Source organism: Bacillus sp. HY001 (assembly GCF_007558965.1).
GTDB lineage: Bacteria > Bacillota > Bacilli > Bacillales > Bacillaceae_G > Bacillus_A > Bacillus_A mobilis.
In genome coordinates, this window is the sequence record NZ_VLTE01000031.1 from 43,367 (window position 1) to 58,040 (window position 14,674).

A 14,674-nucleotide genomic window follows, 5' to 3' on the forward strand; every position below is an offset into this window, starting at 1 on the left:
AATGAAGCAACATCCATTTAAAATTGCATCGCTTGGTATGCAGCATATGCTTGCTATGTACGCTGGCGCAATTATCGTTCCGCTTATTGTGGGCGGCGGACTTGGTTTAAATCAAAAAGAGTTAACATATTTAGTCTCAATTGATTTATTAATGTGCGGCGTTGCGACAATTTTACAAGCATTATCAAATCGCTTTTTCGGTATTGGACTCCCAGTTGTACTTGGTTGTACATTTACAGCAGTTGGGCCGATGATTGCAATCGGAAAACAATACGGCGTATCTTCTATTTATGGAGCAATTATTGCTGCCGGGTTATTCGTTGTTATTTTTGCGAAATTATTTGGAAAGCTTGTAAAACTGTTTCCACCTGTTGTAACAGGATCTGTCGTTACCGTAATTGGAGTTACACTTGTTCCAGCAGCAATTAATGATATGGCTGGAGGAGTAGGAAGTAAGGATTTCGGTAGTCTTGAAAATTTAGCGTTAGCATTTGGTGTGTTACTATTTATCATCATTATGTATCGTTTTTTTGACGGATTTATTCGTTCGATCTCTATTTTACTAGGTCTATTGTTCGGTACAATCGTTGCGGCATTTATGGGGAAAGTAAGCTTGCAAGCAGTTGGAGAGGCTGATTGGTTCCATGGTATTCAGCCATTTTACTTCGGAACACCAACATTTGAATTGACGCCAATTATTACGATGATTTTAGTTGCTTGTGTAGGGATTGTAGAAGCAACAGGTGTTTACTTTGCATTATCTGATATTTGCAATAAAAAGATCGGTGAAAAAGAATTAACAAAAGGCTATCGCGCAGAAGGATTAGCGATGGTATTAGGTGGTATTTTCAACGCGTTCCCATATACAACATACTCTCAAAATGTAGGACTTGTTCAATTAACTGGAGTAAGAAATCGCGTTATTATTTATACTTGTGGTGGTATGTTAATCGTTCTTGGTTTCATTCCAAAAATCGCAGCTATTACAACAATCATTCCGAAATCAGTACTTGGCGGTGCAATGTTAGCAATGTTCGGTATGGTTATGGCATATGGTATTAAAATGTTAAGTAGTGTTGATTTTGGAAGACAAGAAAATTTATTAATCGTTGCATGCTCTGTCGGAATTGGACTTGGAGTTACAGTTGTTCCTACATTATTCTCACAACTTCCAGAAAGCATTCGTATTTTAACAGATAACGGAATTGTACTTGGAAGTGCGTCAGCAGTACTTTTAAATATCGTATTTAATATGGTGCCGCAGCGTAAAGCGAAAGTAAAAGAAGAGCCAGTGTCTATACAAAGTGCAGTAAGAGAAGCATAAAAAAGCAAGGTCTCGTTATGAGACCTTGCTTTTCTTTTTAAGTGGCATCATTTTCCCGTAAGTACCAAGACGCCAAATGTACTCAAGTGGGCCGTATTGATAACGTGACAGCCACCAGCGGCTAATAAAGATTTGTAACGTGTAGAAACCGATGCAGAATAGTGGTCCTACCCATAATGGAGCAAGATAATCATTTTTGAACAATAGTCCGAATACAAGTAACGTGACGATTGTATGTGAAATGTAGTTTGTTAACGCCATTCGACCAACGTATTGGAACGGACGTAATAATGCTTGCCATTTTTCTTTTTGTAATAAACGCATAAGCGTGACAATGTAGAAGATGAATAATGTTTTTCCACTTATCATTGTAATACCCATAAGTGAAAATGGTGTGTATGGTTGATTGTTCATAAAGAAATAAACCATAATAAACCACATCGGTAATGTTAAAATGAACATAATGATTTGCCATTTTCTAAGGTTTGGATCTAATTCTTTAGCACGGCGGAAAATGTCTTTTTTACCAGCATATAATCCTAGTAAAAACAATCCTAGTGTTTCAGGGAGCATAATAAGGCTGTTACTTATTGCTTCAGAATAGAAAGAATGGAATCTGTCTGTAATTTGTAAGCTCCAATTTTCTAACGGCATAATTGCGGTGGAAAGACCTAGTTCATCTACCGGCACTAATAGCATGAGAAGAGAACCTAATAATGTGAACAATTGCATGAAACTTAATAGTACAATTGACCATATTAAAATGGTACGAGGTTCTCTCTTATAAAATAAAAATAAGAAAAATCCAGCGATTGCATACGTATGTAAAATGTCTCCGTCCCATAAAAGAACGTAATGTAAGAAACCAAATAATAATAAAATAAGTAAGCGACGAACAAATAAAGTTTTTGGACGATCGGTTTTCGCTTCAGCACGAGTCATAAAAATGTAAAAGCCTAGGCCGAATAAAAACGAAAAGATAGTATAAAACTTCGTTTGAATAAACATATCGTAAAATAGGCGAATGTAGCTGTCTATCCCTTCGTAAATCCCTGAAATATCACGTGAGTCAATCCCGGCGATAACAGGCCAGTTCACAAGAAAAATACCTAATACAGCTATTCCTCTAATAATATCGATGGAGCGTATCCTCTCGCCTTGTGTAATATTTTGTGTCATTATTTTCCTCCTTGTTAAGTAATTCCCTTTTATTATACAAAATGTAAGGTGGAGGGTATAGGGGAGATTTCCATTTTTTTTTACTATTAAGTTATGTAAGATGAGATATAATAAGAGTGCACAACAAGTTTTAACCTTCTTCAAAACAGGCAGTAAAGCTCCTTCTTATAAGGGGCTTTCTTTATAAAAAGTGTTGATAATGATTCTCTTTAATGATAAAATGTATTTAAAAGTGATAATCATTATCAAAAAAGGTTGGTGCATGAGTATGGTATATGCATTAGTAGCAGGTACGGTAGCTGTATATGCAGTTATTGCAAAGTATGTTTTAAATGGAGTAGGAACAGCAAAATGAGTGATATGACATAAAATCCCTTTCATTTGTAAAAAGAATGAAAGGGATTTTTTATTTTTAATGAGAATATGCTGAAAATTTAGTATGATAGTAAAGTGAAACTGTAATCAATGAGAGGATGTATGTCCCGTTGATTATGAGCTCGCAAATAGCGAGGAAAAGTATATACATCTTGGATAAAGGGGAACAAGGGGATGACAAACATAGTACAGACAAACGGTATGAAAAAACTTGTTTGTTTTTATGAAGAGTGGCAAAAACACGGCGATGCAGAGAATAGTTTAAAGTTGTTTGAGGTGATTCAAAAATATAAGCAAGAGCAACTTATGATTGCGTTCTGCGGTCACTTCTCTGCAGGGAAATCAACGATGATGAATCATCTATATAAAGCGCAGTTGTTACCGACAAGTCCAATTCCGACAAGTGCTAACGTTGTCAAAATTGAAAAAGGGATGGATCGTGTTGTTGTAACGGTTAAATCTGGAGAACAGTACGAGTATGACGGTGCATATTCAGCTGAAGAATTAAAACAAATTTGTAAAGACGGTGATGAGGTAATTGGTGTTCACATTTATCGGAATGATGCGCCAATTCCTGAGGGTGTTATGTTAGTTGATACACCAGGGATTGATTCAACAGATGATGCCCACCAACTAGCGACAGAATCAACACTGCATCTAGCAGACGTAATTTTTTATATGATGGATTATAATCACGTCCAATCGGAAGTGAATTTACAATTTGTTAAAGAATTGAAACAACGTAATAAAACGGTTTATCTCGTTGTAAATCAAATAGATAAACATAAAGAAAATGAATTATCGTTTGAGGATTATAAAGATAGTGTAAAACAATCGTTCTCTAACTGGGATATTGAAGTAGATGGAGTGTATTATACTTCATTACGAATGATGAACCATACACATAATGAAATTGGAAGTTTAGAAACATTAATTACTTCTATTATGAAAGAAAAAGAGCAGTATGTAAGAGATGGAATGGAGCGAGAAACAGAATATTTAATGGGGGAACATTTCTCGTTTATTCTTTCTGAAAATGAAAAAGCTCTTTTGAAATATGAGGAAGAGTTAACATCACCGCTTTCCATTTTAGAGATAGTGGAAAAGAAAGAAGAGCTAACGGAAACTAAACATCACGAGGCTAGTAAAGAGTCTCACGTGAGAAACGAATTTATAAAAGGCTTACAAGCTATATTAGATAACGCGTATTTAATGCCATTTGAAATGAGAGAATTGGCAAATGCGTATTTAGAAACGAAATTAACTAAGTTTAAGGTCGGTTTGCTATTTGCGAAAGGAAAGACGGAGCAAGAAAAGCAGAGACGTTTAGATGCCTTTTATTCTGCCTTACAAAAGATTGTTGAAACGCAACTTGATTTCCATGTGAAAGAATTTATTGTTACCTTCTTAAAGGAAGAAGGATTGTTTACAGAGGAAATTGGGAAAGACATATATGCTTTAGAAATAGCTTTTGGACCAGAAATGTTAGCTGAAGTCATTAAACAAGGAGCAGGTTTCACAGGGGATTACTTACTTCTTTATACAGCGGATGTAGCGAATGAACTGAAGAAACGTTATTTTACAAAAGCACAGCAAATTTTTGATAAAAGTGCAGTTGTTTTAAAGCAAAAGGTGAAGGAAGAAGTTACTCGTATTGAAGAAGAGATAGAAAAATATACGATGTTGCAAACAGCAAAAGAAACGAAGTTGCAATACAGTAACAATTTGGAGGCATATGAAAGTTATTTGCAAAATGTTTGGCACGAGCGTATTGCTACACCAGAAGGATTGCAAATAGAGGAGATATTGCAAAGTAAAACACAAATTGTTAGTGAGAAATTCACACTACAAGAACAGGAAAGCGTAAACAGTAACGTAATGGCTCGTGAGGAAGAGATAAAAGGAACGGCAGCTTTAAATATTCAGCGTATATTAGAGAAAGTGAAGAAAGCTGAAACGATATTAGAGCCATTGCCAGCGCTGAAACATGTACAGCAAGAGGTAATAGAAAAAAGGCGTCGTGTGGAAACAAAACAATTTACAGTAGCGTTATTCGGAGCTTTTAGTGCTGGGAAATCATCATTTGCCAATGCATTGCTTGGTGAGAAGGTACTTCCTGTGTCACCAAATCCGACGACGGCAACGATCAATCAAATTTTGCCAGTTACAGAGGAAAAACCACACGGAACAGTAATCGTTCAATTTAAATCAAAGCAAGCTCTATTAGAAGATATGAAAGCTGTTTATAAGCTGTTTCATTATGAGATTACTACGTTAGATGAAGCGTTAGCACAAATTGATAAAGTTATGAAATATCCTTCACCAACTGGGAAGCAAAAAACAACATTTAGCTTTTTACGAGCGGTACAAAAAGGGTATGATACAGTTTCTGCTCATTTAGGGGAGCAAGTACAAGTTACGTTAGAAGAGTTTTCTGATTATGTAGCGAATGAAGAAAAATCATGTTTTGTTGAGTACATGGAGCTGTATTATGATTGTGCTTTAACAAGGCAAGGAGTAGCGCTGGTAGACACACCTGGAGCGGATTCTATTAACGCCCGCCATACGGACGTTGCGTTCCAGTATATTAAAAACGCGGATGCTATTTTATTTGTAACGTATTATAATCATGTGTTCTCTCGTGCTGACCGTGAATTTTTAATCCAGCTTGGTCGTGTAAAGGATACGTTTGCTCTTGATAAAATGTTCTTCTTAATTAATGCGGCCGATTTAGCAGAGTCTGAAGAAGAACTTGAAATGGTAAAAGGGTATATCGCAGACCAGCTACTGCAATACGGTATTAGAAATCCACGTTTATTCGCAATTTCAAGTTTATGTGCGCTTGAAGAGAAACAAGGAAAGAATATTGAAAAAGAAAAGTACGGTATATTACAAAACTCTGGGATTGCGAAGTTCGAGGAATCATTTACATCCTTTATGATGAGAGATTTAATGCTCGTATCTGTTCATGCTTTATATGGTGCATTGCAAGGAGCAGATCAGCTTTTAGTAAATATGATAAATGGTGCAAAGCAAGGGAATGAAGAGAAAGAGAAGCAAACGAAAAAATATGAAGCAGAGCGTGATCAGCTACTTCATATTATTTCATCATATAGTGTGCTTGCTGAAGAGCAGGCGATGCAAAATGAAGTGAAAGAATTGCTGTATTACGTGCAACAGCGTCTATTCCTACGCTATAACGATGTGTTTACTGAATTTATTAATCCAGCATCCCTTCGAACGGATGGAAATGTGAAAGTACAGTTGCAACAGTGCGTTATGGAATTAGTAGCATTTATTCAGCATGATTTATTACAAGAAATGCGTGCGACATCATTACGCCTTGAAAAATGGATAGATGAAGCGATGAAACGTGCAAAGAACGAAATTGTGGTGAACTGTAAAGTAGAAAATGAATCAATTTCTATGAGTGGAACAGTGGATTATGAATATAAAGATATTACACATAAAGAACCGTTCCCATCAGTTGAAATAAAAGATTTCAAAAAAGCATTGGCGCATTTTAAAAATGAAAAAAGCTTTTTTGAAAAAAATGATAAAGCTTTCATGCAAGAAGAGGCTAAAGTTGTATTAGAGCCTTTCGTATCAAACTATGTAGCTGATGAAAAAGATTTATTTGTTCATCATTATGAGCAAGAATGGGATATGAAATGGAACTTATTCCAAAAAGTGATGCAGCAAGATGTGATGAACTACTATGAAAGTATATTATTTGCATTAGCGGAAACGATTGATGTATCACTATATGAACAAAGTAAAGAACAATTGCAAAAGCAGTTAGTTGAGATTGAAAAAGAAATTTATGTGATTTAATTGTTATGAGAAAAAGATTCGTTCAATTTTCTTTTGCAGTACTGTATCTAAAGATTTGACAAATCCAGCAAATTCATCGGTAGAAATCATATGAGTAAGAACGAGTCGTCTGCCGTCTGGTGTTTCACCGCATAAGACGAATGAAGAAAATTCATATGTTTTGTTTTCTACTACTAATTTTGGATAGGAATACGTGTCGCTTTTCTTCTTTTTTCCATCAATAGAGATGACGTTGCATTTTTTCTCATTGTTGTCCATGGTGAATCCCTCCTTTCTATTACTTATGGTAGACAAGGAGGGATTAGAACAATAGAGAAAGGGGAATTTTTTATGAGTGTAGTAATAGAGTATGTTTCGAAAGAAGCTATACCGAAACCTTTATTATTGCTTGCTGATCCAAGTGAGGGGCAAATTGATGCATATGTACAAAGAGGCTTAACATATGTAGCTAAGCAAGAGGAGCGTGTTATCGGTGTATATGTTCTTTTGGAAACAAGGCCGAAGACGATGGAGATTATGAATATTGCGGTTGTAGAGCATTTGCAAGGAAAAGGTATTGGGAAGAAGCTAATAAGTCATGCCATAGAAACTGCTAAAGGATATGGTATGTCAAAACTTGAAGTTGGTACAGGCAATTCTAGTATTTCACAAATTGCTTTATATCAAAAATGTGGATTTCGTATTTTTTCTATTGATTTTGATTACTTTTCGAAGCATTATGAAGAAGAGATTATTGAAAATGGGATTGTATGCCGTGATATGATTCGGCTTGCAATGGAATTGAATTAGAACGTATAACTTATTTAGGGGGAAGAGAAGATGGAAGTACATAAAGCAATTACAGCACATTCTCGTAAACAAAATGAAAGTGTAAAAGCATGTTTACAATTAGATGCGCAGCGTGAAGCAGCTATTGAAGCAGCCGTATCTCTTGCGTCAAATGGGAAAGAATTTTCGGTTGATGTCATTAATGTTGTAACAAAGCAAATTAATGATCTTGCAAAAAATGGTGTTACCTTGCAGCGTAAATATGTTACAGAAGAAATGGTTATGGAGTATGTAAGTCGTTTGCAAGAGAAAGAAGGTCGTTAAAGATGATAGTTACAGTCGAATGGTTACGTGAGCATATAGAAGATGAGAATGTCCGTATAATCGATTGTCGTTTTGATTTAGCGAATCCTAATTGGGGTAGAGAAAAGTATGAGGAAGAACATATTCTTCATGCGTTATATTTTGATTTAAATTTAGATTTATCAAGTCCTGTAACAGAACATGGTGGTCGCCATCCATTGCCGCATATTGAGGCGTTTGCAGACAAGCTTTCGCAAGCTGGTATTGATGAACATACGACAGTAATTGCATATGACAGTCAAGCAGGTGCAAATGCTTCTCGTCTCTGGTGGTTATTAAACTATGTAGGACATGAGAAAGTATATATATTAGATGGCGGATTTCCAGCTTGGAAAGAGAATGGACTACCGATAACAACGGAAATTCCTGTTGCTAAACGGAAAGCATTCAAAGCAAATGTACAAGATCATATGCTTGTAACGATGGAAACGGTGAGAGAGAATATTCATGCAGGTGCAAATGTTACGTTAATTGATTCTAGAGAACCAAAACGTTATGCTGGTGTAGAGGAACTTGTGGATCCAAAAGCGGGACATATTCCAACAGCAGTAAACTATTTTTGGAAGGATGGAATTGTCCAATCAGGACAATTTAAGAATGAAGCTGAGCAACAAGAACGATTCCAAAATCTTTCGAAAGATAAGGAAACAATTGTATATTGTGGTTCTGGCGTTACAGCATGTCCAAATATTCTTGCATTGAAATTAGCTGGATTCCAAAATGTTAAATTGTATGCAGGTAGCTGGAGTGATTGGATTTCTTACCCAGAAAATCAAATTGCAAAAGAAGAAGATTAATCACTTGCATGCAAAAATAATTTGTATTAAAATAAGGTCACAAGCAAGAAATTGCTCGAAAAACTTTGTATTTTACACATTGGAAACAATGTGATAATATAACGACAAGTAAATAATACATCCTGCGGTGTACGTAACTTATTTATGTCTAAAACCGATGTTAGTTATACGGAAGCTCAATATTTAGCGACCATCATCAAGCCTTCCTAGTGGAGGAAGATGTACGGTAACTGTGAGGGCATCCACCTGCGAGTAGCGGGTTTTTGGACATTTACGAGGAGCGGCACGTGCGGGGGTCTTATTTCAACTAACATTATATAAAATTCCTACGGTGTACGTAGCTTATGTATGTCTTAAACCAATAAGTTTAATATGGAAGTTCAATATTTAAATGTAGCTAACATGCCATCTTTTTAAGAAGGAAGTTACAAACATTTGTGAGAGCATCCACCTGTGAGAGCAGGTTTATGGACATCTAGAGAGAACGGCATATGTGGGGCTAAATAAAAACCTTACGTTTTATACGTAAGGTTTTTTTTGTTGCATATATATATTCATGTTATCCCGCTTTAATGGGCAGTAAGACCCCCACCTCAAAATGTAGCGAAAGCAAAGAAGTTAGGTGGGGGTCGGGCTGCCCATTAAAGTCCGATTGGTGAGGGCTGATTAAAGTTTCACTTTATCTCGATTCACCCGTGAAATTTCCATAATAAATATAGCACTTTCTGTCTTCATCAATCTCTCTTGAATCTAAAGTGAACTCCATATGCGTGCCGTCGCGCTTAATATATATAATATCTGAATGAAGAGATGGTAAAATTTCTTCATAGTTCCATACATCTTTACTTTCAATTAAGTTTGAACTCGTATCCTTTAGCTCTCTAATTTCAAAACCGATGTGGAAGTAAGTAGGATCTGAAGGATCGTTAGAAAAGGTTTCTTGCTGAATATATATAACTGCTGTTCCGTCTGGATCTACTGAAGTTGCAGTAACAACATATGTATTTTTATCTTTTATAAAATATTCACAAGTCATGCGTGCGATGATTTCAGAATTAGAAATATTTGCGTAGTTCCATAAAGCAGGATACCCTTTCGTTTCATCATTAAGTCGATATTCTAAGCGCATTTTATCCTCTTCTTCCTTTTTCTTCTACTTTATCATGACATCCTATATAATAGGAATAGAATTTAAAAAGGGGAGTGCGAAGGTGACGAAAACGAAATGGCTAGTAGGTGGTGTTGTAACGTCTTTAATGACTGGCACCTTATTTGGCTGCGCACAAGATCTTCCCTCAAAACCGAATGATACTAGTTGTTCAGATTGGGATTGGGATGATGAACTTGGGGTATGGCAGTGTGATGATAGTAGTTCAGGTTATCGTGGGCATTACTTCTATGGTGGGAGATACTATCAAAATAAATCCGCTTTTAAAAATTCATCGGCGTTTAAATCGTATCAATCGTCTGCGGAATTTAAAGGTGGAATTGGGAGCGGTTCAAAGGGAGGATTTGGGGGCTAACATATGTCGCAATACATAAGAGAACGAAAAGAGTTTTATTCGAAATATCCGAATTTCTGGTCGGATTTATATGAATGTGAGTATAGTTTGTTTCATGTTTTCTCTATAACAAATGAGACTATGAAACAATTACAAGTAGCAACTGAACGAATGGGGAAAATATTTTTTAAGACTGCTAGGCTTTTGCGTAATTTAAGTGACGAACAGCTTCTTGAACTTGGTTTTCCTCCTGCGAGCTTAACGTTCATTAGAATGAAAGGATTATATCCTGAATCTGTTATTTCACGATTTGATTTTGTTTTAACTGATGATAACCAAATTAAAATGCTTGAGTTTAATAGTGATACGCCAACTTTTATTATGGAATGCTTTCAAATGAATGGCAAAGTTTGCGAAAAACTAGGCTACGATAATCCAAACTTGGATCAAGAACGATTGCTATCTTCTGGTGTTACAAAAGCCGTTATGGAAGCGACAAAGGGAATAGATAACCCAAATGTTGTTTTTACAGCACATCATGAACATATTGAGGATTGGAATACGACTATGTATTTGAGTCAGTTATGCCATGTTGAAAATAAAGTAGTGCCAATTTCAGAACTTAGAATTACAAAAGATGCTTTAGTGGATAGCGATGGAGTACCGATTGATGTTTTATATCGTCAAACATATCCGATAGAAGATTTAATTGAGGATCAAGATCCTGAAACAGGAGACTTGGTAGGTGTGGAACTGTTGCAACTTGTAAAAGCGGGAAAGCTTTTTATAATAAATCCTTTGTCAGCATTTTTACTTCAGCCCAAATCAATTCAGTGTCTAATTTGGGGATTAGCAGAAGAAGAGGCCTTTTATACAAATGAGGAACAACAGTGGATTAAAGAATATATGTTACCTACATATTTAGAACGAGATGTATTTGTAGGAAAAGGTTCTTTCGTTCAAAAACCTTCATTTGGTAGGGAAGGGGACACAATTACCGTTCGAGATAAGGACGAAAATATTATGATGCAAAATGCACACCAAACGTATAAAGCGTCACTGCCGATATTTCAAAAATATATAGAACTTCCAGTCGTATCCTTGGAAACAGAGAAAGGGATGGAGAAACTGTCGTATGTGTTTGGTTCGTTTTTAATTGCTGGAAAAGCAAGTAGTATCGGTATTCGCGCTGGGGAAAAAATTACGGGGAATGAATCGTACTATTTACCGGTAGGAATAAAAAGGAGGAAAGTATATGATTAATTTTTTATTATATTTAGCAGTAACACTGGGACTTTTATGCATTGGTCTTTTCCTGATGGAAGTGACAACGAAAGTAAAAGAATTTAAGTTAATGGCTCAAGGAAATAAGGCGGTAAGCTATGTACTTGGAGGGCGATTACTTGGGTTAGCTATTGTTTTATATTCGACAGCAGCTAATTCCATCTCACTTCTTGATATGGTTTCGTGGGGAGCAGTTGGTATTTTGGCTCAAATTATTGTTTATTATTTAGCGGAATGGCTTACACCACGCTTTAATATAAACAAAAGTCTTGAAGAAGATAATCAAGCAGTCGGTCTGTTTCTTATGTTTTTATCACTTTCCATTGGGATTGTAATTGCAGGTTGTATAACTTATTAAAAACTTTACGTTCAAACGTAAAGTTTTTTATTTTTATATATGTTAGTTTGCCATACCGTTTGAAAAAATTGTAGGCTACTGTTGACATCTATTTTAAATAAGAGTAACATTTTCTATGTAATAAAAAATAAGTCTCTGTTAGGTGAGGCTCCTGTATAGAGAAATGCTACTGCCCAAAAATGTCGAGAGACGCCAATGGGTCAACAGGAATGATCGAATTAAGGTTTTTCTTAACGTAGCTGGTAATGTACCTATGCTATACAGTGCTAAAACTCGGCGAGGGAGAGGTCCGTAGATTTCTAATTGTATTAGGAATCGTTTATTTGTGTATGTCATGACCTTTACTCTTTTCGGAGTAAGGGTCTTTTTGTTACAAAGCTATGAGTAATTTCATAGTATAAACTATAAAATTAAACGAGGAGGTGAGGAGCATGTCAAATTCTGACTCGGTTCCGTTACCCATATACTTCAATTCAAAAATATATGATGTAGGCAGGAAACGACTTGTTCCTCCCTCTATATTTATCATAATGTAGCGTTTATATGCATGTTTAAGCGCTAGACACTGTTACGGTAAAGTGGATAAATTGAGAAACAAAGCGTTTCTTCCTATGTTGTACAGGAGGAGACGATAATATGTTATATGCAAACAAAACTGTGGGTAACACGTCATATAAATTAAGTAAAAAATCAATGAAAGAACAAACAATGCTTCAAAAAAATAAAGATTTATTAATTGAAATCGCAACGAGAGATGTAAAATCTGTATTTGCATATTTTAAAACAACAAGAGACGGATTATCTATGAAAGAGGCACAAAAACGTATTCAAGTATACGGCCGAAATGAATTAACTTCAAAAAGAGCGCGTATTGCGGAAGTAATGATGAAGCTAAGTGGAATGATTCCAGGTTTTTCAAAACAACATGTGCGTGATGGATCACAATGTGAGAAAATTACCGTGTCTCGAGTAGAGTGTTCTAGTGTAACAGGGTTAAACGGTGAATTAAAAATGATGAATTTGCCAGTACAAGAGCTTGTTCCTGGTGATATGATTTTTCTTTCAGAAGGTGATATAGTACCAGCAGATGTACGTATCATTTACGCGAATGATTTATTAGTAAATGAATCTGTGCTAACAGGAAAAGATACAAATATTGAGAAATTTGAAAGCTGCTATCACCTTGAGCGCAAAAGATTTATTCCTTTAAAACGAATGAAAGACTACAATCCACTTGAACTTGAAAATGTATGTTTCAAAGGGACGTATATTGTTGGCGGAAATGCAAAGGCTGTAGTTGTTTCGACTGGGAAAAATACGTATTCAGGAATTCTTCATACTTGTTGTAGTAGAATGTCTTAATGTGTAAATGATGCTAAATATACAAAAACAATGTATAATAGACAAAGTTGAAAAAACGTAGAATGGTAATCTATTTATATAACCTTACGTGATGACGTGGGGTTATTATTTTTTGTAGTAGGAGAGGGATTATGAAAAAAGTATTATTAGTTGATGGTATGGCACTACTATTTCGTGCTTTTTACGCAACAAGTGTCTACGGACAATTTATGAAACGACAAGATGGTACCCCTACAAACGGGATTCATGGTTATATGAAACATTTATTAACAGCTATGCAAGCAATTGAACCGACACATATCGTAACATGCTGGGATATGGGTAGTACGACATTTAGAACAGAATCGTTCTCAAATTATAAAGCGAATCGTGCAGCGCCGCCTGAAGAATTAATTCCGCAATTTGATTTAGTACAAGAAATGACTGCGAAATTGTCTATTCCAGTTATCGGTATGAAAGGGTATGAAGCGGATGATTGTATCGGTACGCTTGCAAAACAATACTGTAATGAAGCAGAAGTATATATTTTAACAGGCGATACGGATTTACTTCAGCTTGTTGATAAGAACGTTACAGTTATGCTCTTGCGCAAAGGTATCGGAAATTACGAATATTATACACCAGAGAAAATCATGGAAGAAAAAGGTGTGGAGCCTTGGCAAATCGTGCATGCGAAAGCGTTCATGGGAGATACGAGCGATAATTACCCAGGTGTAAAAGGTATCGGTGAAAAAACAGCGTATAAACTGATTCAAGAGCACGGAACAGTAGCAACTGTACTAGAAAATGTAGCATCATTAACGAAAGCGCAGCGTACAAAGATTGAAAGTGATTTAGAGAACTTAAATATTTCATTACAATTAGCGCAAATTCACTGTGAAGTTCCAATTTCATGTTCACTAGAAGAAGGATTACACACAATGGATGAAGAAAAACTTAGATTCGTTTGTGAAGAAATGAATTGGGGAAGACCTGAAATATTAATCAATATGCTATAAATACTAGAAAGACCGATTATAAGTAAAATGAATCGGTCTTTCTTTTTTTGCGTGTTCACAAAGTTGTCAGAAAATAAACGGAATTTTCATATGAAGTTCAAATAGAATTCACAACAATCAATTATTATAAGGGCAACCAGATAATACTTTATCTTTTATCCCGCTTTAATGGGCAGTAAGACCCCCCGCCTCAAAATTTAGATGTGGGATCAACTGCCCATAAAAGTCCGATTGGTGAGGGCTAATAATCAGTGGGGATGAAGAAAACCCCCACTGATTAAAGTTTCACTTTATATAAACCATCCCCCAAGGAGGAAAATGAAAATGAGAAAAAAAGTGAGAAAATCTTTTAAACAATTATTAATTGAAAATAAACAATCACTATTAAATAATAAAGAAAATATGAAAGAAATTGAAGAAAGAATTGAGAAACGACATGTAGCATACAGAGTTGCTAGTAATTGAGTATGATAATTTTGTATATGAAAAAAGCTTGTAGTTTGGATAGTATCTAAACTACAAGCTTTTTC

General features: G+C 35.6%; 14 protein-coding genes, 2 other RNA genes and 1 riboswitch. Of the genes, 13 read left to right on the forward strand and 3 right to left on the reverse strand.

All coding sequences use genetic code 11. The features are described 5' to 3' along the window. Nucleotide 1 precedes the first annotated feature (1 nt). On the forward strand, nucleotides 2-1,324 hold the full coding sequence (gene pbuX / locus FOT98_RS15730; protein WP_061679496.1) for a xanthine permease PbuX: 1,323 nt from the start codon (nucleotides 2-4) through the stop codon (nucleotides 1,322-1,324). Nucleotides 1,325-1,339: 15 nt separating this feature from the next. Here pbuX and FOT98_RS15735 read toward each other — a convergent pair whose 3' ends face one another. Beyond that, the gene (locus FOT98_RS15735) at nucleotides 1,340-2,503 is read right to left on the reverse strand and encodes a DUF418 domain-containing protein (RefSeq protein WP_063263220.1); all 1,164 of its coding nucleotides are present in this window, start codon (nucleotides 2,501-2,503) and stop codon (nucleotides 1,340-1,342) included. A 549-nt stretch (nucleotides 2,504-3,052) separates the two neighbouring features. Between FOT98_RS15735 and FOT98_RS15740 the strand changes: the two genes are divergently transcribed. Beyond that, the gene (locus FOT98_RS15740; protein ID WP_063263219.1) at nucleotides 3,053-6,712 is read left to right on the forward strand and encodes a dynamin family protein; all 3,660 of its coding nucleotides are present in this window, start codon (nucleotides 3,053-3,055) and stop codon (nucleotides 6,710-6,712) included. 3 nt (nucleotides 6,713-6,715) lie between these two features. On the opposite strand, the gene FOT98_RS15745 is transcribed toward FOT98_RS15740, so the two are convergent. Then, on the reverse strand, nucleotides 6,716-6,970 hold the full coding sequence (locus FOT98_RS15745; protein ID WP_000369740.1) for a DUF3931 domain-containing protein: 255 nt from the start codon (nucleotides 6,968-6,970) through the stop codon (nucleotides 6,716-6,718). 72 nt (nucleotides 6,971-7,042) lie between these two features. Between FOT98_RS15745 and FOT98_RS15750 the strand changes: the two genes are divergently transcribed. The 5 genes from FOT98_RS15750 to ssrS (FOT98_RS15770) all read left to right on the forward strand — a co-directional run bounded on the left by FOT98_RS15750 (nucleotide 7,043) and on the right by ssrS (FOT98_RS15770) (nucleotide 9,144). Further along, on the forward strand, nucleotides 7,043-7,501 hold the full coding sequence (locus tag FOT98_RS15750) for a GNAT family N-acetyltransferase (protein WP_063263218.1): 459 nt from the start codon (nucleotides 7,043-7,045) through the stop codon (nucleotides 7,499-7,501). A 30-nt stretch (nucleotides 7,502-7,531) separates the two neighbouring features. Further along, a complete protein-coding gene (locus FOT98_RS15755; protein ID WP_000451820.1) occupies nucleotides 7,532-7,804 on the forward strand; it encodes a YpbS family protein in 273 nt (90 codons plus the stop codon). Nucleotides 7,805-7,806: 2 nt separating this feature from the next. Then, nucleotides 7,807-8,640: a sulfurtransferase gene (locus tag FOT98_RS15760; protein ID WP_061679492.1), complete on the forward strand. Its 834-nt coding sequence runs from the start codon at nucleotides 7,807-7,809 to the stop codon at nucleotides 8,638-8,640. Nucleotides 8,641-8,756: 116 nt separating this feature from the next. After that, nucleotides 8,757-8,939, forward strand: a non-coding RNA gene (gene ssrS, locus FOT98_RS15765) — 6S RNA. Between the two features lie 21 nt (nucleotides 8,940-8,960). Next, nucleotides 8,961-9,144, forward strand: a non-coding RNA gene (gene ssrS, locus FOT98_RS15770) — 6S RNA. 175 nt (nucleotides 9,145-9,319) lie between these two features. On the opposite strand, the gene FOT98_RS15775 is transcribed toward ssrS (FOT98_RS15770), so the two are convergent. Then, nucleotides 9,320-9,769, reverse strand: coding sequence for a hypothetical protein (locus FOT98_RS15775; RefSeq protein ID WP_063263217.1), 450 nt, complete (start codon nucleotides 9,767-9,769; stop codon nucleotides 9,320-9,322). An 82-nt stretch (nucleotides 9,770-9,851) separates the two neighbouring features. Between FOT98_RS15775 and FOT98_RS15780 the strand changes: the two genes are divergently transcribed. The 6 genes from FOT98_RS15780 to FOT98_RS15805 all read left to right on the forward strand — a co-directional run bounded on the left by FOT98_RS15780 (nucleotide 9,852) and on the right by FOT98_RS15805 (nucleotide 14,609). Next, a complete protein-coding gene (locus FOT98_RS15780; protein ID WP_063263216.1) occupies nucleotides 9,852-10,163 on the forward strand; it encodes a hypothetical protein in 312 nt (103 codons plus the stop codon). Nucleotides 10,164-10,166: 3 nt separating this feature from the next. Further along, nucleotides 10,167-11,405: a glutathionylspermidine synthase family protein gene (locus FOT98_RS15785; RefSeq protein ID WP_063263215.1), complete on the forward strand. Its 1,239-nt coding sequence runs from the start codon at nucleotides 10,167-10,169 to the stop codon at nucleotides 11,403-11,405. Then, complete coding sequence (locus FOT98_RS15790) at nucleotides 11,398-11,784, forward strand: DUF350 domain-containing protein (protein WP_000606861.1); 387 nt, start codon at nucleotides 11,398-11,400, stop codon at nucleotides 11,782-11,784. The genes FOT98_RS15785 and FOT98_RS15790 overlap by 8 nt, the downstream gene beginning before the upstream one ends. Before the next feature lie 127 nt (nucleotides 11,785-11,911). Then, nucleotides 11,912-12,077, forward strand: a riboswitch (M-box (ykoK) riboswitch). Nucleotides 12,078-12,420: 343 nt separating this feature from the next. Continuing rightward, complete coding sequence (locus FOT98_RS15795) at nucleotides 12,421-13,146, forward strand: P-type ATPase actuator domain-containing protein (protein ID WP_063263214.1); 726 nt, start codon at nucleotides 12,421-12,423, stop codon at nucleotides 13,144-13,146. Between the two features lie 131 nt (nucleotides 13,147-13,277). Further along, the gene (locus FOT98_RS15800) at nucleotides 13,278-14,144 is read left to right on the forward strand and encodes a 5'-3' exonuclease (RefSeq protein WP_048527107.1); all 867 of its coding nucleotides are present in this window, start codon (nucleotides 13,278-13,280) and stop codon (nucleotides 14,142-14,144) included. A gap of 324 nt (nucleotides 14,145-14,468) precedes the next feature. After that, entirely contained in the window at nucleotides 14,469-14,609 is a 141-nt protein-coding gene (locus FOT98_RS15805; protein ID WP_001228045.1) for an FbpB family small basic protein, read from the forward strand. The last annotated feature ends 65 nt before the right edge of the window (nucleotides 14,610-14,674 follow it).

Excerpts from the sequence above, each read along its gene's own strand:
- pbuX (WP_061679496.1), top strand. The coding sequence starts at position 2 with ATGAAGCAACATCCATTTAAAATTGCATCGCTTGGTATGCAGCATATG.
- FOT98_RS15735 (WP_063263220.1), bottom strand. The coding sequence starts at position 2,503 with ATGACACAAAATATTACACAAGGCGAGAGGATACGCTCCATCGATATT.
- FOT98_RS15740 (WP_063263219.1), top strand. The coding sequence starts at position 3,053 with ATGACAAACATAGTACAGACAAACGGTATGAAAAAACTTGTTTGTTTT.
- FOT98_RS15745 (WP_000369740.1), bottom strand. The coding sequence starts at position 6,970 with ATGGACAACAATGAGAAAAAATGCAACGTCATCTCTATTGATGGAAAA.
- FOT98_RS15750 (WP_063263218.1), top strand. The coding sequence starts at position 7,043 with ATGAGTGTAGTAATAGAGTATGTTTCGAAAGAAGCTATACCGAAACCT.
- FOT98_RS15755 (WP_000451820.1), top strand. The coding sequence starts at position 7,532 with ATGGAAGTACATAAAGCAATTACAGCACATTCTCGTAAACAAAATGAA.
- FOT98_RS15760 (WP_061679492.1), top strand. The coding sequence starts at position 7,807 with ATGATAGTTACAGTCGAATGGTTACGTGAGCATATAGAAGATGAGAAT.
- FOT98_RS15775 (WP_063263217.1), bottom strand. The coding sequence starts at position 9,769 with ATGCGCTTAGAATATCGACTTAATGATGAAACGAAAGGGTATCCTGCT.
- FOT98_RS15785 (WP_063263215.1), top strand. The coding sequence starts at position 10,167 with ATGTCGCAATACATAAGAGAACGAAAAGAGTTTTATTCGAAATATCCG.
- FOT98_RS15790 (WP_000606861.1), top strand. The coding sequence starts at position 11,398 with ATGATTAATTTTTTATTATATTTAGCAGTAACACTGGGACTTTTATGC.
- FOT98_RS15795 (WP_063263214.1), top strand. The coding sequence starts at position 12,421 with ATGTTATATGCAAACAAAACTGTGGGTAACACGTCATATAAATTAAGT.
- FOT98_RS15800 (WP_048527107.1), top strand. The coding sequence starts at position 13,278 with ATGAAAAAAGTATTATTAGTTGATGGTATGGCACTACTATTTCGTGCT.
- FOT98_RS15805 (WP_001228045.1), top strand. The coding sequence starts at position 14,469 with ATGAGAAAAAAAGTGAGAAAATCTTTTAAACAATTATTAATTGAAAAT.